Source organism: Maridesulfovibrio pacificus (SeqCode) (assembly GCF_048612815.1).
GTDB classification, from domain to species: Bacteria; Desulfobacterota; Desulfovibrionia; order Desulfovibrionales; family Desulfovibrionaceae; genus Maridesulfovibrio; species Maridesulfovibrio pacificus.
In genome coordinates this window covers 921,274-947,274 of the sequence record NZ_JBLZNE010000001.1, presented here as the reverse complement: position 1 = coordinate 947,274, position 26,001 = coordinate 921,274, and the positions used below count along the sequence as shown (strand labels likewise).

Below are 26,001 nucleotides of genomic sequence, written 5' to 3'. Positions count from 1 at the left end.
GTAGAATTCTACAAATCTTCCGGCCTCTTAATCTTTCTGTTCAAAATACAGATTATTTCTTAAGCCATGCTTTAAGTTCAGCAATCTGAGAATCAACGGATTCGGGTCCTGTGCTTCCGGGTGAAACCCTGCGTCTTACTGCTGCTTCGTAAGAAAGTACTTCAAAGACGTCTTTTTCAATTTTATCAGAGAAAGTCTTCAACTCTTCAAGACTCATATCCTCAAGTCCCCTGCTCTCCGCTTCTGCCTTAGCAACAGCTGACCCGGTGATGTGGTGAGCTTCACGGAAAGGAATGCCTTTACCCACGAGATAATCAGCCAGCTCTGTAGCATTGAGGAAACCTTTTTTGAGGGCGGACTCCATATTTACAGGATTAAAGCCCATAGCATCCATCATATCTGCCATGATAACTACAGAAGCATGCACGGTCTTATCGCAATCAAAGAAAGGCTCTTTGTCTTCCTGCATGTCACGGTTATAAGCCAGCGGCAAACCCTTACAGATGGTCATCAACGAAAAAAGATCGCCGTAGACACGTCCGGTCTTACCACGCATAAGTTCACATACATCGGGGTTTTTCTTCTGAGGCATGATGGATGATCCGGTGGAAAATTCATCAGGCAGCTTAATGAAGCCAAAACAGGGGTTGGCCCAGATGATCAGTTCTTCGCAGATACGGCTCAAGTGGGTCATGACCAGACTTCCGGTAAACATAGCTTCCATTACGAAGTCACGGTCGGAAACAGCATCAAGGCTGTTGCGGAAGGTATCTTCCATACCGAGGTACTTTGCAGAAGTCTCCGGCTTAAGCGGATAGGTAGTACCGGCAAGAGCGGCAGCACCAAGCGGGCAGACATTAGCCCTGTTAATGCAATCCACTACCCTGCTGTGGTCGCGCTTGAACATCCATGCATAAGCCAGCATATGATGCGCGAGGCTCACGGGCTGTGCGGGCTGCAGATGAGTGTAGCCGGGAAGCAGAACTTCCCTGTTCGCATCAGCCTTGGCAGTAAAAGATGCAATCAGCTTTTCGAGAGCGGTTTTCCATGCTTCCAAAGAACGGAGTACGTGCAGACGGAAATCAGTGGCAACCTGATCGTTACGACTGCGTCCGGTATGCAGTTTACCGCCCACAGGACCGACAATTTCAGTCAGCCTGCTTTCGATATTCATATGGAGATCTTCCATCTCCTTTTTCCATTCAAATTTGCCGGATTCAATCTCTTCCAGCACCTGATCAAGACCTTTGACCAGAGTTTCGGCTTCTTCAGCGGTCAGCACGCCCTGCTCTGCGAGCATTTTGGCATGGGCCTGAGAGCCGGAAATATCTTCGCGGTACAAATTCTGGTCGTAGCTTACGGATTCAGTGTAATCTTCAACAGACTGTGCGGTCTTAGCAGCAAACCTGCCGCCCCATAATTTATTATCTGCCATTTTTTTACCTCGGAAGCCTCCGGCGGCTGGGGAAGGGAAAACTTTTGCAAAAGTTTTCCCTTCCCCAGACCCCATCCTTTCAAAAACTTTTGACGGGGATTCGCCACTGGAGACTTTTATTGTTGCGAAATTTTTAATTCCATCCCTCCCATCTTAAAGGAGGCACAATTCTTTTTATCAAAGAAAAAGCCTGTCGTCAGCGGTTGTGCCGGGAACAGGCTAAATATTTAAAACCCGGACGAACTCACGTCCGTCCGGGCAATTAAGAGCGTTACTAATCTACGTCTTCGACATCGCCTTCTTTGATCCATTCGGAACCGGAGGAAGTCTTGCCTTTGAGACGCAGGCCAACCAGCTTGATGAAGCCTTCAGCGTCTTTCTGGTTATATACTTCGTCTTCTTCGAAGGTAGCGAGATCTTCACGGTACAGGGAGTAAGGAGACTTACGGCCTTCGGGAATTGCATTACCCTTGTAGAGCTTCAGTCTTACAGTACCGGTTACGGTCTTCTGGGTTTCATCAATCATTGCCTGCAGCGCGATACGCTCAGGAGCAAACCAGAAACCATTGTAGATCATTTCAGCATATTTGGGGATCAGGCTGTCACGCAGGTGCATAACTTCACGGTCCATGCAGAGACCTTCAAGGTCACGGTGCGCGATGTGCATGATGGTTCCACCGGGAGTTTCGTACACGCCACGGGACTTCATGCCCACGAAACGGTTCTCAACCATATCCACACGGCCGATACCGTGCTTACCGCCCAGCTCGTTGAGTTTTTCAACCAGAGCTGCCGGGGAATACTTAGTGCCGTTGATTGCTACAGGATCACCCTTTTCGAAATCAATAGTGATGATTTCAGGCTCATCCGGTGCTTCTTCGATGGGACGGCAGTAACGGTAAGATTCCGGGGAAGGAGCATTCCAAGGATCTTCCAGCTCTGCACCTTCAAAGCTTACGTGCAGCATGTTGGCATCCATGGACCAAGGCTTTTTGCGAGTGTTGGGAATCTCGATATCGTTAGCTTCTGCAAACTTCATGAGATCGGTACGGGACTTAAGATCCCATTCACGCCAAGGAGCGATGTGCTTAAGCCTGGGGTTCATGCCCATGCCGCCCAGTTCAAAACGAACCTGGTCGTTACCTTTACCGGTTGCGCCGTGGGCCAGAGCCTGTGCGCCTTCCATTTCCGCAATCTCAACCATTCTCTTGGCAATCAGAGGACGGGCAATGGAAGTACCGAGCAGGTAGCGACCTTCATAGATGGCACCGGCACGGAAAGCGGGAAAAATGAAATCACGTGCAAATTCTTCGCGCAGATCTTCTACGAAAGCTTTAGTTGCACCGGTTTTGAGTGCTTTTTCCTCAATACCGTCAAGCTCTTCACCCTGACCGAGGTCAGCAGTAAGGGTAATAACTTCGCAGTCATACTCCTGCTTGATCCATTTCAGAATAATGGAGGTATCCAGACCACCGGAATAAGCCAATACTACTTTATCAATTTTACTCATCTTATAAATCCTTAAAAATATAATTATTCTTATTCAATAGTATGCATGTGCGGGACAGCCTGAACGGGTCCGAGCAGCTTTTCTACTGCATCGTAGTCCACTTCAATGCCATTAACCGCCCATTCGAGGATAGCTTTCTGCATATGAAGTCTGTTTTCAGCCTGATCAAAAATGATTGATCTGGGACCGTCCAGAACTTCGGCAGTAACTTCCTCACCGCGGTGTGCGGGCAGGCAATGCATTACTTTACAATCGGGATCAGCGTGCTTGAGCAGCTCGTCATTAACCTGATAAGCAGCAAAAGCCATTTCACGCTTTTTCTGCTCTTCTTCCTGGCCCATGGAAGCGAAAACGTCAGTGTTAACGTAGTGCGCGCCTTTAACAGCTTCAACCGGATCATAACTCAGGTTGATCTTTGCGCCCATGGACAAGGCACGGGAAAGAATATCGTGGTCGGGCTCGTATCCTTTGGGGAAAGCAAGTGTCAGGTAGAACGGGAAGTAAATGGCAGCATTAATCCAGGAATGAGCCATATTGTTACCGTCACCGACCCAGGCAACGTGCACGTTCGCAAGATCGGGAGTTCTTTCGTAGATAGTCAGCATATCGCTCAAAACCTGACAAGGATGATATCTATCAGTCAAGGCGTTGATAACCGGAACAGAACCGTACTCAGCAAGGGTGCGTACCTTATCCTGTCCGAATGTACGGACAACAAGCGCATCCGCATAGCGGGAAAGGACCTGTGCGGTATCTTCCAGCGGTTCGCTTCTGCCGAGCTGAGATTCAGCAGGGGTCATGAAAATAGAATGACCGCCGAGCTGCTCAATAGCAACGTCAAAGGATACGCGTGTACGGGTGGAAGCTTTTTCAAAAATCATGATAACGGTTTTCCCTTCAAGGGCGTTATTCCTGATTTTATTATCTTTCAGCTCTTTTGCGCGAAGCAGGAGCTGGCCGAGTTCTGAACGGGGAACATCATTAATTTTGAGAAGATGTCTGATCATCGTAAAACTCCAGATATATTTGAGGTGAGCCTTAAATGACAATGAAAAATTGCAATCGGGAATTATTGCCTATAAGACCCGCCATTGTAAACCATAAAATATATGATCATGGTCTAAAAAAGAGGACAAAAAGTGAGATTTGCTCATGCGCAGCACATGGACAATCCCGGCCGGGATCATGCTGCAAGGGGACGGGTTGGCTTTTAAGCTATTGCCAACCCAAGATTCGCTGTCGAACCTCAGGAGATACGGATTCGACAGCAGTGTCAGTAAGGGAGTACATTTCTGGACCGTGATCATACCCGGCAAGGTGCAACAGCGCATGCGCAAGCAGCCTTACAGTATGCTCTTCCGGCTGCTGGCCGTAGAGACGGGCTTCACGGGCAAGTGTATCCACAGACAAAACTATCTCTCCTAAAAAACTGTTCTTTTCCAGATCTGGTGTCTCGGAAAAAGGAAAACTGAGCACATTTGTCGGCCCTACGCATCCCAAAAATTCTTCATTAACTTCTGCAATGGCGGCATCATTGACTATTTTCAGATCAAAGTCAAAGCCTTCCAACCCAAGAACCTCAAGCAACATGTCCGCCATGCGCAGCAATTCCCTTTTCGCAAGGGGAAAATTCGCATCAGGCGAACACGCCATACTCAAGTTCACACCCATTACTTACTGCCCCTGCACTCGTAGGAGTCGTAAGCTTTGACAATCCGCGCAACCAACGGATGACGGACAACGTCTGAATCTTCAAACTTGATAAAGCTGATGCCACGTACATCCTGGAGAATATTGATGGCATCAACCAACCCGGAAGGTTCACGGTTGGGCAGGTCAATCTGGGTGATATCACCGGTTACGACAGCTTTGGAACCGAATCCCAGACGCGTGATGAACATTTTCATCTGCTCGGGCGTGGTGTTCTGAGCCTCATCGAGGATAACAAACGCATTGGAAAGGGTCCGTCCGCGCATGAAGGCCAACGGAGCAATCTCAATGATATTCTCCTCGATCATATCCTGCACTTTACCCATATCGAGCATGTCATAAAGGGAGTCATAAAGAGGACGCATGTAGGGATTGACCTTATCCACGAGGTCGCCGGGCAGGAACCCCAGCTTTTCCCCGGCTTCAACAGCAGGACGAGTCAGAATGATCCTGTTAACCTCTTTGCGTTGCAGGGCATAAACAGCCATGGCTACAGCAAGGTAGGTTTTACCGGTTCCAGCAGGACCGACCGAGAAAACCATATCATTTTCACGTATGGCGGAAAAATAAGCACGCTGGGTCAGGGTTCTCGGAGTAAGCGTCTTCTTGGGCGAAACCGCAAAAAGCTCGTCACGGAAAATTTTGATCAAATCAGCCTTAGGGTCACGGCAGAGAATACGGTAAGCGGCTTCCACATCCTGCGGAAAGACCTCCTTGCCCGACTTCAGCAACTTATACAGCTGGGTAAATGCCTTTGCCACCGGATCGATGAGTTCTTCATTTTCAGAAATAAGCTGCAGAGAATTCCCCCTGCTTTCAATCCTGACACCCGACTGGCGTGAAATAAGATCAAGATTTGAATTCTGAGCACCGAACAGCACGCTGGCCAACCCTACATCATCAAATTCAAGTTTAACCCTAAATGTTTGTTTATCTGCCATTAAATATTTCCCGTTCTTTTTTTGAAAGATGGAATACGGCAGGATGAGCGAAGATGCAACAGATTAAAATCAAGTTTAAAATTATGATCCGAGAAGGTCATCTATAGCGGCCAAAATAGCATTAGCATTAAAAGGTTTAGTGAAAGTGTATTTCACCCCAAACATCTTAATCCAATCAAGCGAATCATAATTTGCAGAAGAACTGCCACCGGACACTGCGATAATCTTTATATCCGGGTTTTCCTTCATCAATTCCCTGACGGTCTGTACGCCTTCTTTCTCAGGCATAAAAATATCTGTGATAACCAAATCGATCAGATTACGGTCGTACCCCTTTACAGCCTTAACTCCATCTTCGGCTTCCGTAACAAGGTGCCCTTCTTTCTCAAGCATTGCTTTAAGAACCTGACGTGAAATTGGATCATCATCTACGACGAGAATCCGGGGCATAAAAAATCTCCTTAACTTCCCAAAATAATTACTTAGATAAAATGCTGACAACTGCTGTAGGCATCACTACACAACTATCATGCTAGGAATTAACTTCTAAAAAAATTATTTTCAAGACTTTAAAGAAAAAATCTTAGTAGCGTGACTTGCGACTGCCTTCGAAAATTTCAAATCCCAGCAGACGGCATTCAATCTTAGCATTATAGAATATCAATCTTTGCGAAGACTTAAGGCCGATAAATTTAGCCAACTCAAGATTTCCGGTAAAAATATAACCTTTGTATCCCTGACACTTGTTCTTCAGGAAATCACCGATAGCAGTGTAAATCTTTTCAAGCTTGGTTTTGCTTCCAAGACGCTCCCCGTATTCAGGGTTCATGATGACTACACCGCCCCCGTCAGGAACCTGAGTTTCACGGAAATCGCACACATCAAATTCAATATGATGCTCAACCCCGGCAGCACGGGCATTCTTTCTTGCCGCCTCAACTACTTCAGGATCAATGTCGGTAGCAATGATCTTCCCTTCAATGGAATCGCGCTCCCTGTCTTCAGCATCAATGCAGAGATTATCCCAATACTCAGGGTTGTATCCGGGAATTTGCATAAAAGCGTAATTGTCACGCATCAAACCGGGAGCTCCGTTCAAGGCCACAAGTGCAGCTTCAATAGCAAGGGTTCCACTACCGCACATGGGAGAAACAAAGTTCCCGCGACCATACCATTTGGCAGCACGGATAAGGGTCGCAGCCAGAGTTTCCTGCAAGGGAGCCTTGGCCGGGAATTTGCGGTAACCGCGACGGGAAAGAGGCACGCCGGAAGTATCAAGATAAACAGTACATTCATCATCTTTCCAATGCAGAAAAACAACAATGCCGGACATCTCAGGACCGGAAGAAGGACGACGTCCTGTTTTCTCGCGAATGCGGTCAACAATGGCATCCTTGACTTTCACGTTGGCAAAGCGGGAATCATTAACAGTCTCGGTGCGAACAGATGAGGTTACAGTCAGATAACTGTCCGGAGTAAGAATTTTCTCCCAGACCATTTCCTTAACCTGATTATACATCTGATCCGGAGTATCGGCTTTGAAACGCTTAAGCTGGTACAGTACCCGATGCCCACAGCGCACCCAGAGATTAAGGCGCATGCAGTCATTCAGGGATGCCTTGGTTTCTACCCCTGCAGGAAGCTCGGCACGGACCTTGTAGCCCAGCCTACCCATTTCTTCCGCAAGATACGGGCTGAAATTCTTGGGACATGTAACCAACACAATACTATTACGTTCAAAATCCAACATGTTAACCTCACCGGGCAAACAACTGCCCAAAATATATTCTATGCAGACGAGTAAAGCTCAGCCTACACTCTTTGATTCAATAAAAAAAGGCCCTGCCCTAAAGCGGGCAGAGCCTTATAAACATAACTAAGCTAAACAACAAGCTCTTATTTCTTAAGGGCCGCCTTCATCTCATCAAAATCAGCCAGAATCTGTTCATCCTTTTGCGGAATAAACATATTCACAGCCATGATGGTCAGAAAGTTTGCAACGAATCCGGGAACAATCTCGTACATAGTTGCGCCAAGGCCGGCGTCCTTCCAGAAAATAAGAACAAGAGTACCGACAATCATACCGGAAAGTGCGGAAATCCATGTTGTCTTTCTGCTAAACAGAGAGAACAGGACAACCGGACCGAAAGCAGCACCGAATCCGCCCCAGGCGTATGAAACGAGCCCAAGAACAGTGTTACCCGGAGTCAGAGCCATACTCATGGCGATGATGGAAATGACCAGAACGCAAAGACGTCCCACGAGCATAAGTTCTTTTTCAGAAGCATCACGACGCAGGATTTTTTTATAAAAATCCTCGGTCAGTGCGGATGAAGAAACAAGCAGCTGGGAATCAATGGTGGACATAATCGCGGACAGGATAGCAGCCAGCAGCACGCCGCCCACCCAGGGATTGAAGAGCTTGGAAATCATGTAAATAAAGACTTTCTCCTGCTCGCCGCCGTGGAGGCCGTCGAACATGGGAATAGCGACCATACCTACAACAACAGCTCCGGCAAGAGAAATCACAACCCAGACAAGAGCAACAGCTGTGGCCTTGGGCAACTCTTTAATAGAACTGATACCCATGAAACGGGTCAGGATATGCGGCTGACCGAAGTACCCAAGTCCCCAAGCCATAGTGGAAATTACTGCGATAATGGAAAGAGGTGTTCCTGCTCCATTATGGAAAAGGCTGGTGGAAATATTCTTGGCAGCCATTTCAGCTTCGATAACCGAGATACCTCCGTTATCGATTGTCCCAAGAACCGGAACAAGCACAATGGCAAAGAACATCAGACCGCCCTGAAAGAAGTCAGTCCAGCACACGGCCATGAAACCACCCAGAAAAGTGTATGATACAATTACGACTGCCCCGGTAATAACAGCAATAGAATAATCAATGTTGAACATGGATTCGAAGAGCTTACCGGCAGCAACCAGACCGGATGAAGAATAGATGGTAAAGAACATCAGGATAATGACCGCAGAACCGACTCGAAGCAGGCTGGTAGGATCATTAAAACGTTTTTCGAAAAAGGATGAGATTGTGAGGGTGTCGGTCATCTGGGTGTAAACGCGCAAACGGGCCGACACAAAAATCCAGTTCAATGCGGTACCTACAAACAAGCCGATAGCAATCCAAGCCTCAGTCATACCGCCAAGATAAACAGCGCCGGGAAGCCCCATGAGCAGCCAGCCGGACATATCACTGGCCTGTGCGGAAAGGGCAGTAACCCATCCGCCGAGTCCACGTCCGCCAAGGATGTAACCTTCAATGTTAGATGTACGTTTGTAAAAATACCAACCCACCGCCAGCAGGAAGACCAGATAAACACCAAAAGTAAGCAAAGTCTCTGTCTGAATCACAATAAATCCTTTTTGAACAAGTAAAGAAAACAAAAACAACCTAAAACGTAAAAAGGGGCTACTATTTAACCACCCTGTGCATTGTGTACAAGATATTTTTTTTCAGCGTAGATTGTACGGATATTTCATGATTACGGATTAAATTATTCCGTTTTTGATTCAAAAAGATCATTATTTTCATTTGAAGATCATTGCAAACGAAGGGTGACACTCAGAACAGTCACTCTAAAAAATACATTATCCATAATTCTCAACACACCCAACTTAACTTGACAGTTTCATCCACTTCACTGAAAAATGGAGACATAAACAACAGACAAAACGAGGTTAACCTTGCTTACAGTAATACTCGCTGGACTCACCCTGCTGAGCATCATCGGAATATCATTTTATGCAAAGAAGAAAGGCCATAGCGGACTAGGCGTTTTCTTTTCACTCTACTGCATAGTTTCAATCATCGTATATATTGTGACTCTGCCTGAAGGTAAGCCGTTTATGCTGGTCGATATTCTCGGCCAGATCGGGGTGCTTGCAACGTCCATAGGTGTAATCATAGCCCACGCCAAGAAAGCCAAGAGATTATTCTACATCCTGCCCGGCCTGATCATTCTGGGAATCTCACTATCTCTTCACATAAAGAATGTTGAGCCTCCCCAGAACGGGAACGCAACCAACCAGACGGTCATCACGCAATCAAACCAAACCCAAGAATAAACAAAGCCCCTGCCTATCAAGACAGGGGCTTTTTAAATATTCACTCCACAGACAAACGCTACTGCATAACCCGATGCTCCGGGTTCATCTTATCAATCACATCATAAATCATTTCCGCAAATTTACGCAGCCTAGCGGCATACTGCTCATCCTCAGTCTCAGCAGCATCCTGCTCCGCTAGGGTTGCTACCGCCTGCAACTGAATAGCTCCTTGCGCCATATTCATGTGCCCTGCTTTCATTTCATCAGATATGAATTTAACTTGGTCTGCGTATTTTTTTAGGTGGTTCATAAGGGGTATGGATACATTAGGTGGGGAGGAATTTGAAGGGCAAAACAGGCGACCTTGTTGCGCATCCAGACACATTATGCTGTTATAAAAAGAAAACACATTCTAGCTGATATGGAGTAAACACATGGATACTAAGGAGCCGACTACACTAGAGGATATCACTGAAGTTATCCGCCAATTAACAAGCCACTACGGACTTTGGATGGCAGAAAGCGTGCACCAACTTGGGTTGGAGGCAGCATTAGACGCGGAAAAAGAGGCCGGTGACAAATTCTTTAAGATTCTTTCCGGAAAGTTGACTCGGGCACTCGGAGTAAGCCCACAATCTATTTTGGATAGCGCAGATCAAGAGACTGTTGAAAAGCTAGGGATGGCGTTACGATCAGCATGGCTTGCAGCGGACGGAGTCTGGTTTCAAGCCATTGAACATCAAGCGGATATGACCACAGCTAAACGGGTTAATGACACATGTTGGTCCAGATTCTCTCCATTAGAAGCTCGAAGAGCCAAAGACATCTTAGGGCTCCCTAAAAACGGGGGGCTGGAAGGCCTTAAGGCTGCTCTTAAGGTGCGTATGTATGCTCATCTCAATCGTTGGGAAATTACCGATGAAACAGATAATTCTTTTGTTTTCCGCATGACAGACTGCCGGGTACAAAGTGCCCGTAAGCGTAAGGGGCTGGCTGATTACCCGTGTAAATCAGGTGGAATTACTGAATATACATGTTTCTCCAGAGAAATTGATTCGAAAATAAAATGCGAATGCATTGGCTGCCCACCTGATGATCACCCGGATGAATGGGTTTGTTCATGGAAGTTTATTATGGAAAATTAAAATGCTTAACGGGTGAGTTGCAAACTCCACAAAAAAACACCCCCTTGGAACATCTATGCGGATGATGTTGTAAGGGGGTGTTTATATTTACAATGGTGCGAAAGGAGAGACTCGAACTCTCACGGCTAGGCCGCTAGATCCTAAATCTAGTGCGTCTACCAATTCCGCCACTCTCGCAACCAAATATTATGGGCTTTTTAATGAACAACTGCTCACATTGCTTAAAAATGAAAGCTCGCTGTCCCGTGCAGCCGTTGCGTTAATATAAGCAGGGCTATCACTTGTCAACAAAAATCGAAAATAATTCTATAGAAACGGCAACTTCTATTAACCGGACATGGCCGCAAGCAGCTTTTTGAGCTTAGCTTCCATGTCTTCAAAATCCTTTGCTAAAAGACGCAGACACGGCTCAACTCCCTTTGCTCCTGAATCACAGACCACATCAATCATCTCCGGCTCAGGATGTTCGGACATGGCCTTGCAGGTACCCCACTCAAGGGTGTTCTCTTCGGTTCCGGGAATTTCCCCGGGTTCGTCTGCACGGTCAAACCATGCTTCAACAAATCCGCACTCGGCAACAGAAGCGATTATCCGTTCATTGAGCCTCAATCCCGCAGCACAGTTTACTTGGGGATTTGACTTACGAGCACAGAGGATAACTTTGGCAATATGGTTGGAGGCTCCGAATTCGGGATGTCCGCAAACCATCACCTCGCCTTTGCGGGTACAGGAAACTCTTCCGCTAAACGCAGCCACATCATCAAGGTCCCCGGCATGCGGCAGGGCAACAGCCACATTCATGCGAACTTCGGGGATCAAGTCATTTAATCCCTGCATGCATTCAAGGCGTAAACCGAATTCATGCAGATCGGATAAAAGTCCCTGCTTCATCTCTTCAATCAGCATGGGAGCAAGATGGTTCGGCGGCCCGCTTCCCTCACCGAGATCAAATCCGGCCCGCAAAGCAAGGTTGAGATATTCCTGAGCCTTGCGTACGGCTGTTACCATATCGTAACCTTTTGCCAAACCGGAAGCGATGGTGGCGGAAAGAGTACATCCGGTGCCGTGACTATTCTTCGTCTTTACCCTTTGCTGCATAAGAGGAATAGGCTGCTGCCCTTTAATGCCCAGCCAGTCAGTTGCTGCAACGGAATCGAAATGCCCACCCTTTACGAGTACAGCCCTCGGTCCCATCTCCAGCAGGATTTCAATCGCCTTGAACACATCTTCACGGTTCTTGATTTCCATTCCGGTAAAAAGTTCAGCTTCAGGCACATTGGGAGTGAGCAGCTCTGCCAGCGGAAAAATCTCTTTCATAGCCTCAACAGCATCATCTTTCAGCAGCTTGGCTCCACTGGTTGCTACGCATACCGGATCAATAACCAACGGAAAGTCTTTATCTTTGAGGGTTTCACCGATAGCTCTGATGATGGGAGCGGAAAAAAGCATCCCGGTTTTAGCGGCACTTACTTTTATATCACTGCAAACCGTTTCTATCTGGAGGGCTACAAACTCAGGAGAGACAGCTTCAATTCCGGTTACCCCGGTTGTGTTCTGGGCGGTAAGCGCGGTTATAGCACTTGCCCCGTAACACCCGGCCATGGAAATAGCTTTAAGATCGGCCTGAATCCCAGCCCCCCCGCCGGAGTCAGAGCCTGCAATAGTCAAAACGCATGGAAGCGGTTTCATTATGCCTCCTTGGGCAATTTTTGTAATTTTGATTTGGGGATTTTACCCAGCAGTTTGTTCCGGGTCAATATGTGCAAATTTCAAAAGTTGTATGCTTTGAAATATAGACAGGATACCACCATTATGTTTTATTTATATAGCTGTGAACCATAAGACATTATTATCTTCTCTAATATATTCAAGGTTGACTATGAAAATTTCACTACTCAAAAAAGAATGCTCAGATACGATAAAAAAGAAACTCTCCGATCTTTTACTAAAAGACCTTGTAGAGATTGATGAACTGCAAAACATGATGGATGTAAGCTATGCAGCCACAGGAATGCCTTCCGGTGTAATCGATGCCGTCTCGGGAGAAATCTATGCCGGTGCAGGCTGGCAAAAAATATGTACCGACTTTCATCGGGTTCACCCTGATACGTGTGCCAAATGTATTGCCAGCGACACAGCTATTACAAACAAGATAAGACAAGGTACGCACTATGGATACAAATGTTCAAACGGAATCTGGGATATCGGCGTACCAATTATGTGTATGGAGCACCATGTGGCAACCTTTTTCCTAGGCCAATTTTTCTATGAAAACGAAGAACCGGACCGAGATTTTTTCATAAGACAAGCTGAACAGTATGGATTCGATAAGCAAAAATACTTAACCGCGCTTGATGAAGTACCACGATTTACCCGGAAAAGGGTTGAAGAAATCCTCAAATATAATATTTCTCTCGCAGCCTTTCTATCTGACTCAGCCTCCAAAGCCATGCGTAATTTTTATGAAATTGAACAACGCAAAGAGGTGGAAAAAGAGATCACAAGCCTGCGCAATTATCTTGCAAACATAATAGACTCAATGCCTTCTATTTTGATTGGGGTTAATCCCGAGGGCAAAATCACACAATGGAATAAAGAAGCTGAATTAGTCTCCGGCATCAGACAGGACATAGCCATCGGAACAAACCTTAAAGAAACTATGCCTACACTCGGCTCAGAAATGGAACGTATTCGCAAGGCCATTACAACGCGCCGTAAACAGTCATATATAAACAGACCTACCCCTGAAGGCGACAAAACAGCATATGAAGATGTGACAATCTATCCGCTCATTGCAAATGGAGTACGCGGTGCAGTTATTCGTATTGACGATGTAACTGAACGGGTCAACCTTGAACGCATGATGCTTCAATCGGAAAAAATGATGTCTATAGGAGGGCTCGCCGCAGGGATGGCGCATGAAATCAACAACCCACTTTCCGGTATTCTGGGACATGCGACTAACATAAAAAAACGCCTTTACGATAACCTGAAAGCTAACATTTCAGTGGCTGAGAAACATGATATCTCTCTGGAGAGCATGCGTAACTATATGGATGAAAGAGAAATCCCACGCATGCTGAACGGTATTAATCAAGCAGGAGAAAGAGCTGCTTTGATAGTTCGCAATATGCTTGCTTTCAGCCGTAAAAGCGAACAGAACTTCACTCCGCAAAAACTGTCGGAACTGCTGGACAAAACAATAGAGCTCGCCTCCAGCGATTATGATTTAAAAAAGGAATACGACTTTAAACAAATTGAGATCATTCGAGAATACGAAACAAACATGGCTCCAGTTCTTTGTGAAGGTAATGAAATACAACAGGTTTTCCTTAACATCCTGAAAAATGGCGCCGAAGCTATGACTAAATCACCTGCTCCCTCACGATTCACGTGCAAAATATATAAAAAGGATCACAACGCTGTAGTTGAAATTATTGATAACGGTCCGGGAATGCCTGAGGATATACGCAAACACATTTTCGAACCGTTCTTTACCACCAAAGAAATAGGTAAGGGAACAGGACTGGGGCTCTCAGTTTCATACTTTATTATCACTGATCAACATGATGGAGCTATGGATGTACAGTCGCAACCCGGAGAATGGACGAAATTTATAATTAAACTCCCCTTTAAATAACGTATTAAGATCCTTGCCAGCTGCAGGGTTCGGCTATATGTATGCCCCATGACAAAAAGCATTATCGCAAAAAAGCAGTCCCAGCCTGAATTCCTGCCCATGACCAGAAAGGAAATGGACAAGCTGGGATGGGATAGACCGGACATTATTCTTGTATCCGGTGACAGCTATATAGATCACCCAAGCTTCGGAATCCCGCTGCTGGGAAGAGTTCTTTCCGCACACGGTTTCAAAGTAGCCATAGTCTGCCAACCAGACTGGAACAACCCCAAGGCACTGGAAGAACTGGGACGCCCGCGCCTTTATGCTGGTGTATCCGCCGGAGCGTTGGATTCCATGGTCGCACACTATACATCTTTCCGCAAAAAAAGAAGTGATGATGCCTACACCCCCGGCGGCAAAGCCGGAGCACGCCCAAACCGTGCATGTATCATATATACAAACCTGATCAAAAAAGCTTTCAAAGGTCTCCCGGTAATAATCGGAGGTATTGAGGCTTCACTCAGGCGAATTTCCCATTACGATTTCTGGACCGATAAAATCCGCAAACCTGTCCTTATGGACAGCAAAGCCGACCTGCTCGTCTACGGTATGGGTGAACGGGCTATGCTTGATGCAGCTGTCCGTCTATCCAAAGCGGAAGAGCCTTCTGCTGCGGACCTGAAAGGCATTCCCGGTACAGCCTTCATGGGCAGCCCGGAAGACGTGGACTCCGAAGCAGAATTGATCGAACTCCCCTCACATCAAGAGATAGTTGAGGAAGCCAATCAGCTGATGACCGCCACCCTAGCCCTTGAAGAGCAGGTACACTTCGGTGATGCATGGGCCATTCAGCCGGTTGATAAACGTCATGTTGTCCTCACTCCACCATCACAATATCTTTCCACCGAGGAGCTGGACTGGCTGTACAGCCTGCCTTACGCCCGATTGCCCCACCCTATCTATAAAGATAAAGGACGCATTCCGGCTGCGGATATGATCGAGTTCAGCATCACTTCACACCGTGGTTGCGGCGGTGGCTGCTCATTCTGCTCAATTGCCATGCATCAGGGACGGCATATCCGTTCCAGAAGCAGAAAGTCGATCATGGATGAACTTAAGCGCATGCAGGATCACCCTGATTTCCGGGGTTCTGTCTCCGATATCGGCGGCCCCAGCGCCAACATGTGGAATGCGAACTGCACACTTGAACGAGGTAAATGCAAACGCAAAAGCTGTCTCGTTCCAAAGGTCTGCCCCAATTTCAAGTATGACCAGAAGGCAAACCTGAAACTGTTACGTGATGCGCAGAAAATGGACGGCATCAAACATGTGCGTGTTGCCAGCGGTGTACGCTACGACTTGGGTCAAAAGGACAAAACCAGTCTGAAAGATATTTTCAAGGAATTCGTCGGCGGACAGCTGAAAGTAGCGCCGGAACACATTGCGCCTTCGGTGCTCAAACATATGCGCAAACCGGACCTGCCCATCTTTGAGAGCTTTCTGGAGATGTTCGCCGTTGAATCAAAAAAAGCGGGCAAGGAACAATATGTCATCCCTTACCTGATGAGCGCCTTCCCCGGCTGCACAGATAGTGACATGCGCCATCTGGCTTCCTGGCTGGCCGCGCGAGGCTGGAAACCTCGTCAGGTGCAATGTTTTATCCCGACTCCGGGAACTGTTGCCACCGCCATGTTCTATTGCGAAACCGATCCTGCCGGTAATAAAATTTACGTAGCAAAGACAGATGCACAACGCTTGAAGCAGCACCGCATCCTTATTCCTGATCCCGGCCGGGACCCGCGCGCAGGGAAGCAGGGCAAAAGAAAGCCGTCCCCCGAGAGGCCACAGGAGTCCAGTCCCAGACATAAAAAGGACAAGAAAAACACCAAGCGCCAAGACGGGCCGAAAGCTGCTGGAGAAGGCAAAAAATTTAACCGAAAAGACAACGGTAAAAGGTTCACCAAGAAGAAAAAAACGAAGTAATTCCTGTTGGAAACGGGAGGCAATTAATATAAGATATGCCTAACCTGAACTTCAACATCGGATTACTCTATGAGCTCAGAATCATTTGCCAACCTGTGTATATTTCACATTATGGACGGACTGCGGGACGGACTTTCCCACTTTTCATCCAATAGCCGTACAGCCCTGATTTATGCGGTGACCCCTGATGATCCTTTGCGTATTTATGATCCGCAGGATCTGCTTAGGGAACACCAGCCCAAACTCAAGGAGTACTATCTCGACTCCGAAGACTGGCGCAAAGGCGGCAACCATGATGACAATACAAAACTCATAGAAGTTGTCCGCAGCAAGGACCTTGCTCTTGCTGGGTTAATCTCCTGTAGTGCCCGTTCCAGCAGTATATTCTACCAATGCTGGTTTACCGAGCAGCACCCGGACATGTGTTCCATCGGCCCCACTGAAAGCTGGATGGAATATGCGGCCCTGCTTCTCTCGCAGGATTTTGCCACCCAGAATATATTACGCATAGACAGCTCCGGGCACCTTCTGCGTGAATATTCCACTCATGCTGTGCGCGATTACATTGTAGACCAGCGCAACCGCATTATGGGCTGGGATACACAACTGCGCGTTTACCCCATTCTGGATTCAGTACTGGGAATCTCCAAAACCCGTGAAGAAGGGGCATGGGCTCGCGGGGAGCTGATCTTCATTGAACATTCGGAACTTGATTCAATCAAATACATGGCCAAATTCCCGGAAAACGAAAGGCCTTCCCTTAAAAATCATAAACATGTCCGCAAATTGCTCCAATCCGTGGAAAGTTCCAGCCGTAAACTGGTTTCAGACGGAAAGTGCATAGTCGGAATTGCAGCAATACCGCCAACGAATAATTCCATTTCCGTTCAGTTCAAAGGCGATTGGGGAATGGTCTATCTAGGGACTGAGGCAGTATGCAGCTTTGCAGATGCCAAATTTTCTTCCACCAACTATAAGCCCAACCTTGTTCATCTAGAAGAATTCCTTCTGGAGCAGGACCTAAGTGCGGATACGCGTCACAGCCTTTTTCAACTGGTTACCCAGATGATTACCACGGCAAACCATCGCAGCCACGGCTGCACGCTGGTTATCGATTTTAATGATGATCCGGTTAGCATTGCCGGACAGACCATAGAAGCACCGCTGGATCTGCGTGAGCCGGAGATACGCGGGCTCGCCCGGTCATTAACCAGACTTGATGGTGCGGTCCACATTTGTAAGGATTTGAAGTTGCATGGCTTTGCATGTCTTCTGGACGGTAAAGCTGTATCCGGAGAAAATAGAGCCAGAGGAGCGCGTTTTAACTCCGCCCTGCGATTTACTGCCGAGCACGATAACCTGATTGTTATCGTTGTTTCTTCTGATAAACCTGTTTCTATAATTCAACGCGGAGTTGAACTGACAGCCGTCTGTGAATGGAAGCAACTCTTCGCATGCGTCACAACTCCACCTACATTTAAAGATTGGAACATGGAAGAGTTAAAGTCTATCCGATGAATATTGTATCAAAATAGGCCGAATAAAAATATCAACATTAACCATTGTAATTATTAGTTAATTAAACACTACCCATAAGCCTTATTCATTTTACACTTGATTATCACTGAACATTAGTGCAAAACCAAAACTAATCAAATTATTCAAACATTAATCAAAAAGCACTTAACAGAATAGAATGGTTTCAGGCAAATGAGCAGAAATCACGCAACTCTCATATTTAGCGCAGCTTTTCTTCTGGCTGTTGTCTACTCTTTCCCTGCATTAGCTAAGGGGAAAATGCTAGTTGCAGTTGCTACAACCAAAAACGCAGTTGAAAAATACGACAACCTTCCCGACTCAGCCAAAACAGTTCCATTTTCAGAAAATCAGCTTCCTCCTGAAATCAAGACCAGATGCATTGCCAGCTTGATGGTCTTGAAAAATGCTCTCAAACTTGGGGGAATTGATGCCCAAGTGAATTTCATACAAACGCCTAATGTCAGACGAGAAGAAGATGAGTTGATCAAAGGAAATGCAGTTGTCAGCTCACATCTATTCAACCTCAGTTCTATTGAACATCTGAAATATAGAGACAAAATATATGTCAGCGCCCCGGTTATTGAAGATGGAGAATTTGAAAAAGGAATATTCTGTCTTCCCGGCAATCACAAAGTCCTGAATGTCCGTACGATTGAAGACCTGAGAAAGGCAGGTAAAGCTTTGGTTGGGATTCACTGGTCCAACGAATGTCAAACCTTGAAGGATATGGGGATAAAAGAGATTGAGAAAGGTCCCACCAAGGATTGTCTGTTCAGGATGATCAAGGCTGGACGTGCTGACTGGATTCCGCTTGGATTTCAAAATTCAAAAGACATGAGCGTTACTCGCTACGGGATAACCCTTGTTCCTGTTAAAGGAATCAAATTTTCGTTAACTGAAAGCAGGCACTTTATTGTGTCAAAACAGCATCCTGATGGCGAAAAAATATTCAAGTCCCTGCAAATAGGCATAAAAAAAATGCGCCAAAATGGTTTAATAAAAAAGCTGCTCACCCAAGGCGGGTTCTACTGCAAAGCCACTAAGGATTGGAAAATCCTCAACAGCAAAAGTTTTCTTATGACAAATAAATAAGGCCGGATAACCTCCGGCCTTATTTATTGTTCTAAAGCTGGCTCAAAACCTCAGTGAGCGGATGCCCCTCAACCTGCTCCACTTTTAGCACATCGTATAATTTTTCAAGTTGCAGCATGATCTGTTCAAGCTTGCTGTCATCGGCAACGGTAAGGATCATCCGGCTCTGTCCGCCATCTCCGACAGGACCACAGATAATTCCCTCAAGGTTAAAGTTTCTACGGGAAAAAAGACCGGTAATCTGACTCATAACCCCCGCATGGTTGCGTACCAACAGATCAATAACAAAATTATGCTTACACATGACTAGCCTCCTATCATTTCCCTGTTGGCGCACTCAGGCGGAACCATGGGGAGAACCTTGTTTTCAAAATTAATGGGGATATTGATTACGCAAGGACCATCCTGTCCCAGAACCTTACGCAGAAACAATTCCGGATTTTCCTGCTCACCGAGATCAAATGAAGGAAGCCCGAACCCTTTGGCGATAGATGCAAAATCGGGGTTGCTTTCAAAGGTTGAAGCAAAGAAACGCTCTTCAAAGAACAACTCCTGCTGCTGACGAACCAGTCCCAACCGATTGTTGTTCATGATCAGAACCTTAACGTTCAAACGCTGCTCGGCAAGAGTGGCGAGCTCTTGGATATTCATCAGAAAAGAACCGTCACCACTAACACAGACAACCTTCTTATCCGGCTTAGCCAATGCCGCACCAATTGCGTTGGGTAAACCGAAGCCCATGGTTCCGAGTCCGCCGGAAGTCAGCAAAGTCCGGGGCTTGCGGAAGGGATACCCCTGCGCAACCCACATCTGGTGCTGGCCTACGTCAGTGGTAATAATGGCATCATCGGGAAGTGTCTCGCCCATTACCCTAATCAAGTTGAGCGGATGGAAAGTATCCTGTTCATCGGGACGGATATCAGGATACATCATGCGGATGGACGCAATGCGTGCACTCCATCCAATCCTGATTGAAACTTCAACCTTTTCAACCAGTTCGTGCAGAACATGTCCAACATCACCTACAATGGAAAGGTTGGAAGACTTGATTTTTCCAATTTCAGAGCGGTCGATATCAATATGCAGTATATCGGCATGCTTGCAGAATTCGCAGGCTTTACCAACTGCCCTATCATCAAAACGAACGCCCAACGCAATAATCAAATCAGCCTCTTCCATAACCATATTGGTGGAACGGGAACCGTGCATGCCGAGCATGCCAAGATAATTAGGATCTCCGTGAGGAAATGCGCCAAGGCCCATAAGTGTGGTTACAACCGGAATGGAGTTTCTGCGCGCAAACTTAAGCAGATCAGCAGAAGCATCAGCAGCTACAACACCACCCCCGGCATAAATGACAGGCCTGCGGGATTTATTAATCATGCTTACGGCTTTTTCGATCAGCTCTCCATCACCCTCAGCTCTCTCCGGCTTCTGATAAATAGCATTCGAAATCTCAGAAATATCGATGATTTCTTTCTGAACATCTTTAGGAATATCAACAACAACAGGACCGGGTCTGCCGGACTCCGCAAGCCGGAAAGCTTCGGGAATAATCTCCAGCAGATCGGCTGCGGACTGAACCAGAAAATTATGCTTGGTAATAGGAATGGTCAGGCCGTAGGTATCAACTTCCTGAAAAGCATCCGTACCGATGAGAGTGCTGGTTACCTGACCGGTAATTGCGACCATGGGAATGGAATCAAGTCTTGCATCAGCAATGGCGGTGAGTAGATTGGTTACGCCGGGACCGGAAGTGCCCATGCAAACGGCAGCCTTTCCGGTAGTACGGGCCATACCCTGAGCCATGAATCCGGCACCCTGCTCATGGCGGGCAAGGATATGCTTGATCGAGCTATCCCTTAAGGCATCGTAGATGGGCAGATTGGAACCACCGGGAATACCGCATACAATTTCAATCCCCTGTTGTTCCAAGAGTTTAATAACCAATTTAGCACCGCTGATTTCCATTTTCGCACCCTCACAATTTCCTGATGATAATAAAAAACCCCCCGTCGGCTGAGCCGGCGGGGGGTTACAACTACACTTTGTGAATGTAAACTGCTGCTTACAACCTTCCCTCCGGCTCACTTAAGCCTCGCACGACCACGACAGAAATCACGACCATCACCACGTTGGTGACGGTTGCGACGACGGCGTTAATATGGTCGAGGGTAGATAGTAGCATTCCAGTTCTTCTCTTTAAAAATCCGTAAAAAATTTAAAACGTTCAAAAATCAATAGTCCAACTATAAGTCATACGCAAGCACTTTTTTAAACAAATGCAAGTCAGGTACGCATCTTATATAATCCTACCCATCCACTTTTAAATCCCAGCAAAGAAAAACTTACTTTAAACAATGCTGCACCAACCACATTTAACAGCAGCATCGGCAGATCGTTCTTCTTTAATAGTAGGCTGCGGTCATTCTTTACCCGAAACGGACTTTTCCTGAAGCGGAGATCTTTAAGCTTAAGACGATACTTTGAGGTAAACCCGACCTGCTCGTCCGCACCACTGTAAAAATTCTTTATACCTTGTGGATAATACGGCTTCTGGTGATCCAGATCCAACCAGAAATGAGGATGAAGCATAGGAGTGGCAATCAATAACAAGCCCCCCGGTTTCAGATAGGCCAGATAACCATCAATAAATTCCACCAAACCCGCGAAATCAAAGTGTTCGATAATGTGAGAAAGGACTATAAAATCAAACTGATCCGAGCCGTGTTGCTCTGCAAATTCATCAAGGGTAACAACGTTCAAACCACGCTTGCAGCATTCGCGAACCTGAAATTCATTTTTCTCAACCCCGAGAATATTGCTGAACCCCTGCGCCCGCAAGAAATCGGTCTTTCCGCCCCGGCCGCAACCGACCTCAAGAATACGCATATTACGATCAAGCGGCGCGAGAATTTTCTCCCACTGCTTCATTTCGTGACAGGATAACTCCTTGGTCAACCCGCGCAATTTCTTTCTCAATTCAGGACTAGCGGTCAGCACAACACCCTCCAGCCAGCTCCGCCAGATAACGGGCCGCATTTTCAGCGCCATCTAAGTTGATTGAAGACTCATCCACATCCGCTTCCAAACACTTAAGCAGTGATTCACGCAGTTCATCAACTGCTACAGTCTGATCTGAAAATACATTCTGGATTGCAGAAGACCTTCCGGCCAGCACCGCTGCATGATCTTCCTGCTCGCCATCCTTCATCCCACGCAATAAAACAAGTGAAGGAACATTACAGACCATAACATCGGTAAGACTATTGTATCCGCCATAGATAACCGCGCTGCGGGAATTGCGTAAATCGCAGAGAAATTTAGGCCCCACCTGCTCAAAACTGACATGCTTGAGTCCATCAAAACTATCGATTGCCGCCATGGCTTCGCGTTCACGCAGATTCATATAAATTTTCCAATCACCGTGGGACACATCTATATTACTAAGAGCCTGTGCCAATTTATCCAAAAGAACTGAAGAACCTTCACCGGACCAAGGCACAGAAATAACACCGGCCAGCCTACTCCTTTCTTCATTGCCGTTATTCAAAAAGCGCAACTCGGATAAACGGGAGACATAACCCGCCTCATGCGGCTTAACTCCATAATGTGCATTCAAACGTTCAAGTTCTCCTGCACCGGCTACAGATGAATCACCATACCAAAGGATTTTGGAATATGTTCCGGAAAAAACATCGGATGAAAAATCAGACCAGACCTTGCCAACTTCCCCCACAACAGCACGGATTCCTAAAACACGTACAGTTTCCGGCGAGACATCGTGGGACGGCAACAGTTCCTTATGTTTGCCCTGTGGTGTATGATCTGCAAGAAATACCCTCGGACTGTATGCAGCTACAATATCGCGAATATTTTGTGCTCTAAGCTCACCGAGCAGCTTATCATCAATGTTGGAATCGCCTTTTACTCCAGAAGACTTCCCGGCTGTGACGTTGGTTTTATAGGATGGCAGCTTAATCCAATCTAAAGATCCATCTCCAACCAACTCCGCCGTGGTAGAACACCCTGTAATCAAAAGCACTGAAAGTTCGGGATATAACCGGCGCAATGCAAGACCAATCCCCACACTGCGGCTAACATGTCCCAGCCCCCGTCCATCATGGGCATAAATCAAAACATCCAATTTCGAATCCATCAGACAACCTTGTAAAAAATAATCACAATTATTTCAGTAAAATGAAAAGTATTTACCATATCGACAAAAATACAGAAAAGGGATTGATTCTGATTAAAAAAAATAATAGAAATTAGCACGCATGCAATCGTCGCTTTTAAGGATTTACATATATTATCCTTTCCGCTAGATATGCCAACGACTAAAACGATGCAATATAATTTCCGCCTTTTGCGGAAACGATTTAACCCCTGAGAATCGGTACGATAAATGGACAAGACTTACAACATCTTAATGTACTCCCACGACACCTACGGTCTTGGGCATATCCGTCGTACGATGGCAATCGCATCACAGTTGAGATGCAAAGGGGTAAACATACTCATCCTTACAGGCTCCCCCATTGTGGGACGCTTCGAATTTCCTGAACAGATTGATTTTGTCCGTGTACCCGGAATGATCAAAAAATCCAACGATCTTTATGTCCCGCATTCCATCAAAATCGAGCCTGTTCATGCTATGTCCATCCGACAGTCTATCATTGATGCTACAGCCAAAAGTTTCCGACCGGACCTTTTCATTGTAGACAAGGCTCCTAAAGGGATGAAGCATGAGATCATGCCCACCCTCGAATGGATGAAGCAGATCGGCCAGACCCGAACTATCCTCGGCCTGCGTGATATCATGGATGACTCCGAAAGCACTATTAAGGATTGGACCGACAAAGGCATATATGATGTTCTGGATAATCTGTATTCAGAAATCTGGGTCTACGGGCATCAAGAGTATTACGATCCCATCAAGGAATACGCTATTCCTGAATCCATCAGCAAAAAAATGGTTTTCACCGGATACATTCCCCGGAAAATCCACAACCGTTCCTGCCCGGATAAAAGGAAGAACGGCAAAAAGCTGGTAGTAATTACTGCCGGAGGCGGCGGTGACGGCTATCCCATGATGGATGCCTACCTGAAAGCCCTTGAAAAATATAATCCGCAGGACTTCAGGACCGTAATGGTCACCGGACCTTTCATGTCCAAGGAACAGCGCCTTGACCTTTCAAAAAGGGCAAAGAATCTTTCCGTAACCTTCTACCATTTTTATAGAAGAATGGAGAAGCTTTTCAGTAATGCCGACCTCGTAGTCAGCATGGGCGGCTACAACACTATCTGCGAAATTCTTTCACACAAGCAGGTCAGCCTTATCGTCCCCCGGGAGACTCCGCGCCTTGAGCAGACTATTCGCGCCAATGTATTGAAAGAGCAAAACCTTGCAGACTTTCTGCCCTGGCACAAGCTTGGACCTGACACAATTATGGAAAAGATCAACCATCTGCTGAATAATTCCAATTCCATCCGGGAAGCCATTAATAACTTCAACTTCACAGGCCTTGAGGTCATGCATGACCGTGTGGGCTATTTTAAAGACAACTGCTAATGACACATTCCAAAAAGCCCGTCCTTGCGATGATTCTCAAGGGATACCCGCGTATCTCTGAGACTTTTATTTCTAATGAGATCAGACTTCTCGAACAGAGAGGAGTCAAGATTCATATCATTTCCATGCGCAAACCGCGTGAAAACTTTACCCACAAGTCCATTTCTGAAATCAAGGCTGAAGTTTCATATCTGCCTTCCACACTTGAAGGATGCCTTGAAGAACTTTTCGGTTCCGAGGACATGGATGCGGGCCTCAAAGATGAGCGTTACGGTAAAGACGAAGAATTTACAGCCCGCATCGACAGAATATGGAATGTCTACCGCGAGACCGGAAGTGAAGCTTCATTCAAGCACATGCTCCAAGGTGAATACATTGTAGAAAAAATTCTGCCCGGATCAGATATTTTCCATTTCCATGCTCATTTCGCACACTCCCCCTGCTCTGTAGCCAGAAATGCAAGCCGGCTTTCCGGCCTGCCTTTCAGCTTTACTGCACATGCCAAGGATATCTACACCCAGAAGCCGGAAAAAATCACCGCCAAGATTTCCGAAGCCAAGTTCGCAGTGACCTGCACCGGATACAATTGCGATTATCTGCAATCCATCGCTCCGGAAGGCAAACCTATCCACAAGGTTTACCACGGCATTGACCTGAATCTGTTCAGTTCCGACAAGGAACTCACTTGTTCCGGCCCTTATGAAATTTTCACTGTAGCTCGCTTCACCACAAAAAAAGGTCTGCCCACAGTCTTCAAGGCCCTTAAAAAGCTTGAAGAAAAAGGTGTAGACTTCAACTATAACATCGTTGGTGACGGAGACGAGCGCGCAGAAACCCTTAAGCTGCTGGATGATCTGAAACTGAACGGCAGATGCAACTGGCTGGGTACAAAACCTCATGAGGAAGTGCTTGAACATTATCGCACGGCAGACCTCTTTGTCCTTGGTTGTGAAATCGCACCCAACGGTGACCGAGACGGCATCCCCAACGTGCTGGCTGAAAGTATGGCCATGTCCGTACCTGTTGTTGCCACCACAGTTTCCGGTATTCCCGAATTGATCGAGAATGGCAAAACAGGTCTGCTGGTTGAGCCGGGAGACTCTGACTCCATGGCTGATGCAATGGAACGCATGCTCACCGATCAGGAACTGCGCAAGAGCCTGATCCCTGCAGCAAAAGAAAGGGTTCACGAAATTTTCGACAACCGCTACTGGATCAACAAGCTGGCGGATGTATACGAACAGTACGGTATTAAAGCATAATTTTGAGTAAGCTTCACATAAAGTTTACCATGAGGGGCTTCGAAATTAGAAACAGCGAAGCTTAATAAAAGTTTTTGGGATTCTTAAACCCTTTTTGCAAAAAGGGTTTAAGCCGCCGGAGG

At 46.5% G+C, this 26,001-nt stretch carries 22 protein-coding genes and 1 tRNA gene; 8 read left to right on the top strand and 15 right to left on the bottom strand.

The genetic code is table 11. The features are described from left to right. Window positions 1–52: 52 nt before the first annotated feature. The 8 genes from argH to putP all read right to left on the bottom strand — a co-directional run bounded on the left by argH (window position 53) and on the right by putP (window position 8,965). Entirely contained in the window at window positions 53–1,435 is a 1,383-nt protein-coding gene (gene argH, locus ACNI23_RS04525; RefSeq protein ID WP_420247022.1) for an argininosuccinate lyase, read from the bottom strand. A gap of 274 nt (window positions 1,436–1,709) precedes the next feature. Then, the gene (locus tag ACNI23_RS04520) at window positions 1,710–2,945 is read right to left on the bottom strand and encodes an argininosuccinate synthase (protein WP_420247021.1); all 1,236 of its coding nucleotides are present in this window, start codon (window positions 2,943–2,945) and stop codon (window positions 1,710–1,712) included. Between the two features lie 29 nt (window positions 2,946–2,974). Beyond that, entirely contained in the window at window positions 2,975–3,952 is a 978-nt protein-coding gene (gene argF / locus ACNI23_RS04515; protein ID WP_420247020.1) for an ornithine carbamoyltransferase, read from the bottom strand. 208 nt (window positions 3,953–4,160) lie between these two features. After that, complete coding sequence (gene ybeY / locus ACNI23_RS04510; RefSeq protein WP_420247019.1) at window positions 4,161–4,616, bottom strand: rRNA maturation RNase YbeY; 456 nt, start codon at window positions 4,614–4,616, stop codon at window positions 4,161–4,163. Further along, window positions 4,616–5,596 (bottom strand): PhoH family protein, encoded by a 981-nt coding sequence (locus ACNI23_RS04505; protein WP_420247018.1) that lies wholly within the window; start codon window positions 5,594–5,596, stop codon window positions 4,616–4,618. The genes ybeY and ACNI23_RS04505 overlap by 1 nt, the downstream gene beginning before the upstream one ends. Before the next feature lie 81 nt (window positions 5,597–5,677). Further along, window positions 5,678–6,046, bottom strand: a complete 369-nt coding sequence (locus tag ACNI23_RS04500) for a response regulator (protein WP_015851658.1) — start codon at window positions 6,044–6,046, stop codon at window positions 5,678–5,680. Between the two features lie 133 nt (window positions 6,047–6,179). Then, window positions 6,180–7,346 (bottom strand): THUMP domain-containing class I SAM-dependent RNA methyltransferase, encoded by a 1,167-nt coding sequence (locus ACNI23_RS04495; protein ID WP_420247017.1) that lies wholly within the window; start codon window positions 7,344–7,346, stop codon window positions 6,180–6,182. A gap of 146 nt (window positions 7,347–7,492) precedes the next feature. Then, window positions 7,493–8,965 (bottom strand): sodium/proline symporter PutP, encoded by a 1,473-nt coding sequence (gene putP, locus ACNI23_RS04490; RefSeq protein ID WP_420247016.1) that lies wholly within the window; start codon window positions 8,963–8,965, stop codon window positions 7,493–7,495. Between the two features lie 333 nt (window positions 8,966–9,298). On the opposite strand from putP, the gene ACNI23_RS04485 reads away from it, so the two are divergent. Continuing rightward, window positions 9,299–9,679, top strand: a complete 381-nt coding sequence (locus ACNI23_RS04485) for a hypothetical protein (protein ID WP_420247015.1) — start codon at window positions 9,299–9,301, stop codon at window positions 9,677–9,679. Between the two features lie 58 nt (window positions 9,680–9,737). On the opposite strand, the gene ACNI23_RS04480 is transcribed toward ACNI23_RS04485, so the two are convergent. Continuing rightward, window positions 9,738–9,905: a hypothetical protein gene (locus ACNI23_RS04480; protein ID WP_420247014.1), complete on the bottom strand. Its 168-nt coding sequence runs from the start codon at window positions 9,903–9,905 to the stop codon at window positions 9,738–9,740. A 190-nt stretch (window positions 9,906–10,095) separates the two neighbouring features. Between ACNI23_RS04480 and ACNI23_RS04475 the strand changes: the two genes are divergently transcribed. Then, on the top strand, window positions 10,096–10,806 hold the full coding sequence (locus ACNI23_RS04475) for a DUF6125 family protein (RefSeq protein ID WP_420247012.1): 711 nt from the start codon (window positions 10,096–10,098) through the stop codon (window positions 10,804–10,806). 93 nt (window positions 10,807–10,899) lie between these two features. Here the strand turns inward: ACNI23_RS04475 and ACNI23_RS04470 are convergent. After that, window positions 10,900–10,983, bottom strand: a tRNA-Leu gene (locus ACNI23_RS04470). A gap of 150 nt (window positions 10,984–11,133) precedes the next feature. Next, a complete protein-coding gene (gene thiD / locus ACNI23_RS04465; RefSeq protein ID WP_420247011.1) occupies window positions 11,134–12,495 on the bottom strand; it encodes a bifunctional hydroxymethylpyrimidine kinase/phosphomethylpyrimidine kinase in 1,362 nt (453 codons plus the stop codon). Window positions 12,496–12,685: 190 nt separating this feature from the next. Here thiD and ACNI23_RS04460 point away from each other — a divergent pair, with 190 nt between their 5' ends. The 4 genes from ACNI23_RS04460 to ACNI23_RS04445 all read left to right on the top strand — a co-directional run bounded on the left by ACNI23_RS04460 (window position 12,686) and on the right by ACNI23_RS04445 (window position 19,042). Then, the gene (locus ACNI23_RS04460) at window positions 12,686–14,446 is read left to right on the top strand and encodes a PocR ligand-binding domain-containing protein (protein ID WP_420247010.1); all 1,761 of its coding nucleotides are present in this window, start codon (window positions 12,686–12,688) and stop codon (window positions 14,444–14,446) included. A gap of 48 nt (window positions 14,447–14,494) precedes the next feature. Beyond that, window positions 14,495–16,411, top strand: coding sequence for a YgiQ family radical SAM protein (locus ACNI23_RS04455; protein ID WP_420247009.1), 1,917 nt, complete (start codon window positions 14,495–14,497; stop codon window positions 16,409–16,411). A 69-nt stretch (window positions 16,412–16,480) separates the two neighbouring features. Further along, a complete protein-coding gene (locus ACNI23_RS04450) occupies window positions 16,481–17,929 on the top strand; it encodes a DNA integrity scanning protein DisA nucleotide-binding domain protein (protein ID WP_420247008.1) in 1,449 nt (482 codons plus the stop codon). Window positions 17,930–18,121: 192 nt separating this feature from the next. Further along, window positions 18,122–19,042 (top strand): hypothetical protein, encoded by a 921-nt coding sequence (locus tag ACNI23_RS04445; RefSeq protein WP_420247007.1) that lies wholly within the window; start codon window positions 18,122–18,124, stop codon window positions 19,040–19,042. Window positions 19,043–19,073: 31 nt separating this feature from the next. Here ACNI23_RS04445 and ilvN read toward each other — a convergent pair whose 3' ends face one another. The 4 genes from ilvN to ACNI23_RS04425 form a co-directional block, all read right to left on the bottom strand. Further along, window positions 19,074–19,346, bottom strand: a complete 273-nt coding sequence (gene ilvN / locus ACNI23_RS04440; protein ID WP_015851648.1) for an acetolactate synthase small subunit — start codon at window positions 19,344–19,346, stop codon at window positions 19,074–19,076. Window positions 19,347–19,348: 2 nt separating this feature from the next. Then, window positions 19,349–21,013, bottom strand: coding sequence for a biosynthetic-type acetolactate synthase large subunit (ilvB, locus tag ACNI23_RS04435; RefSeq protein ID WP_420247006.1), 1,665 nt, complete (start codon window positions 21,011–21,013; stop codon window positions 19,349–19,351). A 318-nt stretch (window positions 21,014–21,331) separates the two neighbouring features. After that, window positions 21,332–22,045, bottom strand: coding sequence for a class I SAM-dependent methyltransferase (locus tag ACNI23_RS04430; RefSeq protein ID WP_420247005.1), 714 nt, complete (start codon window positions 22,043–22,045; stop codon window positions 21,332–21,334). After that, on the bottom strand, window positions 22,032–23,201 hold the full coding sequence (locus ACNI23_RS04425) for a hypothetical protein (RefSeq protein ID WP_420247004.1): 1,170 nt from the start codon (window positions 23,199–23,201) through the stop codon (window positions 22,032–22,034). Before ACNI23_RS04425 ends, ACNI23_RS04430 begins: the two co-directional genes overlap by 14 nt. Window positions 23,202–23,450: 249 nt before the next feature. On the opposite strand from ACNI23_RS04425, the gene ACNI23_RS04420 reads away from it, so the two are divergent. Next, entirely contained in the window at window positions 23,451–24,617 is a 1,167-nt protein-coding gene (locus ACNI23_RS04420) for a glycosyltransferase family protein (protein WP_420247003.1), read from the top strand. After that, window positions 24,617–25,879 (top strand): glycosyltransferase family 4 protein, encoded by a 1,263-nt coding sequence (locus ACNI23_RS04415; RefSeq protein WP_420247002.1) that lies wholly within the window; start codon window positions 24,617–24,619, stop codon window positions 25,877–25,879. Before ACNI23_RS04420 ends, ACNI23_RS04415 begins: the two co-directional genes overlap by 1 nt. Window positions 25,880–26,001: the final 122 nt, after the last annotated feature.

Excerpts from the sequence above, each read along its gene's own strand:
- ACNI23_RS04450 (WP_420247008.1), top strand. The coding sequence starts at position 16,481 with ATGAGCTCAGAATCATTTGCCAACCTGTGTATATTTCACATTATGGAC.
- ACNI23_RS04500 (WP_015851658.1), bottom strand. The coding sequence starts at position 6,046 with ATGCCCCGGATTCTCGTCGTAGATGATGATCCAATTTCACGTCAGGTT.
- ACNI23_RS04425 (WP_420247004.1), bottom strand. The coding sequence starts at position 23,201 with ATGGATTCGAAATTGGATGTTTTGATTTATGCCCATGATGGACGGGGG.
- ACNI23_RS04460 (WP_420247010.1), top strand. The coding sequence starts at position 12,686 with ATGAAAATTTCACTACTCAAAAAAGAATGCTCAGATACGATAAAAAAG.
- ACNI23_RS04495 (WP_420247017.1), bottom strand. The coding sequence starts at position 7,346 with ATGTTGGATTTTGAACGTAATAGTATTGTGTTGGTTACATGTCCCAAG.
- ACNI23_RS04505 (WP_420247018.1), bottom strand. The coding sequence starts at position 5,596 with ATGGCAGATAAACAAACATTTAGGGTTAAACTTGAATTTGATGATGTA.
- argF (WP_420247020.1), bottom strand. The coding sequence starts at position 3,952 with ATGATCAGACATCTTCTCAAAATTAATGATGTTCCCCGTTCAGAACTC.
- ACNI23_RS04480 (WP_420247014.1), bottom strand. The coding sequence starts at position 9,905 with ATGAATATGGCGCAAGGAGCTATTCAGTTGCAGGCGGTAGCAACCCTA.
- ACNI23_RS04415 (WP_420247002.1), top strand. The coding sequence starts at position 24,617 with ATGACACATTCCAAAAAGCCCGTCCTTGCGATGATTCTCAAGGGATAC.
- thiD (WP_420247011.1), bottom strand. The coding sequence starts at position 12,495 with ATGAAACCGCTTCCATGCGTTTTGACTATTGCAGGCTCTGACTCCGGC.
- ACNI23_RS04520 (WP_420247021.1), bottom strand. The coding sequence starts at position 2,945 with ATGAGTAAAATTGATAAAGTAGTATTGGCTTATTCCGGTGGTCTGGAT.
- ACNI23_RS04475 (WP_420247012.1), top strand. The coding sequence starts at position 10,096 with ATGGATACTAAGGAGCCGACTACACTAGAGGATATCACTGAAGTTATC.
- ACNI23_RS04455 (WP_420247009.1), top strand. The coding sequence starts at position 14,495 with ATGACAAAAAGCATTATCGCAAAAAAGCAGTCCCAGCCTGAATTCCTG.
- ACNI23_RS04445 (WP_420247007.1), top strand. The coding sequence starts at position 18,122 with ATGAGCAGAAATCACGCAACTCTCATATTTAGCGCAGCTTTTCTTCTG.
- ilvB (WP_420247006.1), bottom strand. The coding sequence starts at position 21,013 with ATGGAAATCAGCGGTGCTAAATTGGTTATTAAACTCTTGGAACAACAG.
- ybeY (WP_420247019.1), bottom strand. The coding sequence starts at position 4,616 with ATGGGTGTGAACTTGAGTATGGCGTGTTCGCCTGATGCGAATTTTCCC.
- argH (WP_420247022.1), bottom strand. The coding sequence starts at position 1,435 with ATGGCAGATAATAAATTATGGGGCGGCAGGTTTGCTGCTAAGACCGCA.
- ACNI23_RS04420 (WP_420247003.1), top strand. The coding sequence starts at position 23,451 with ATGGACAAGACTTACAACATCTTAATGTACTCCCACGACACCTACGGT.
- ilvN (WP_015851648.1), bottom strand. The coding sequence starts at position 19,346 with ATGTGTAAGCATAATTTTGTTATTGATCTGTTGGTACGCAACCATGCG.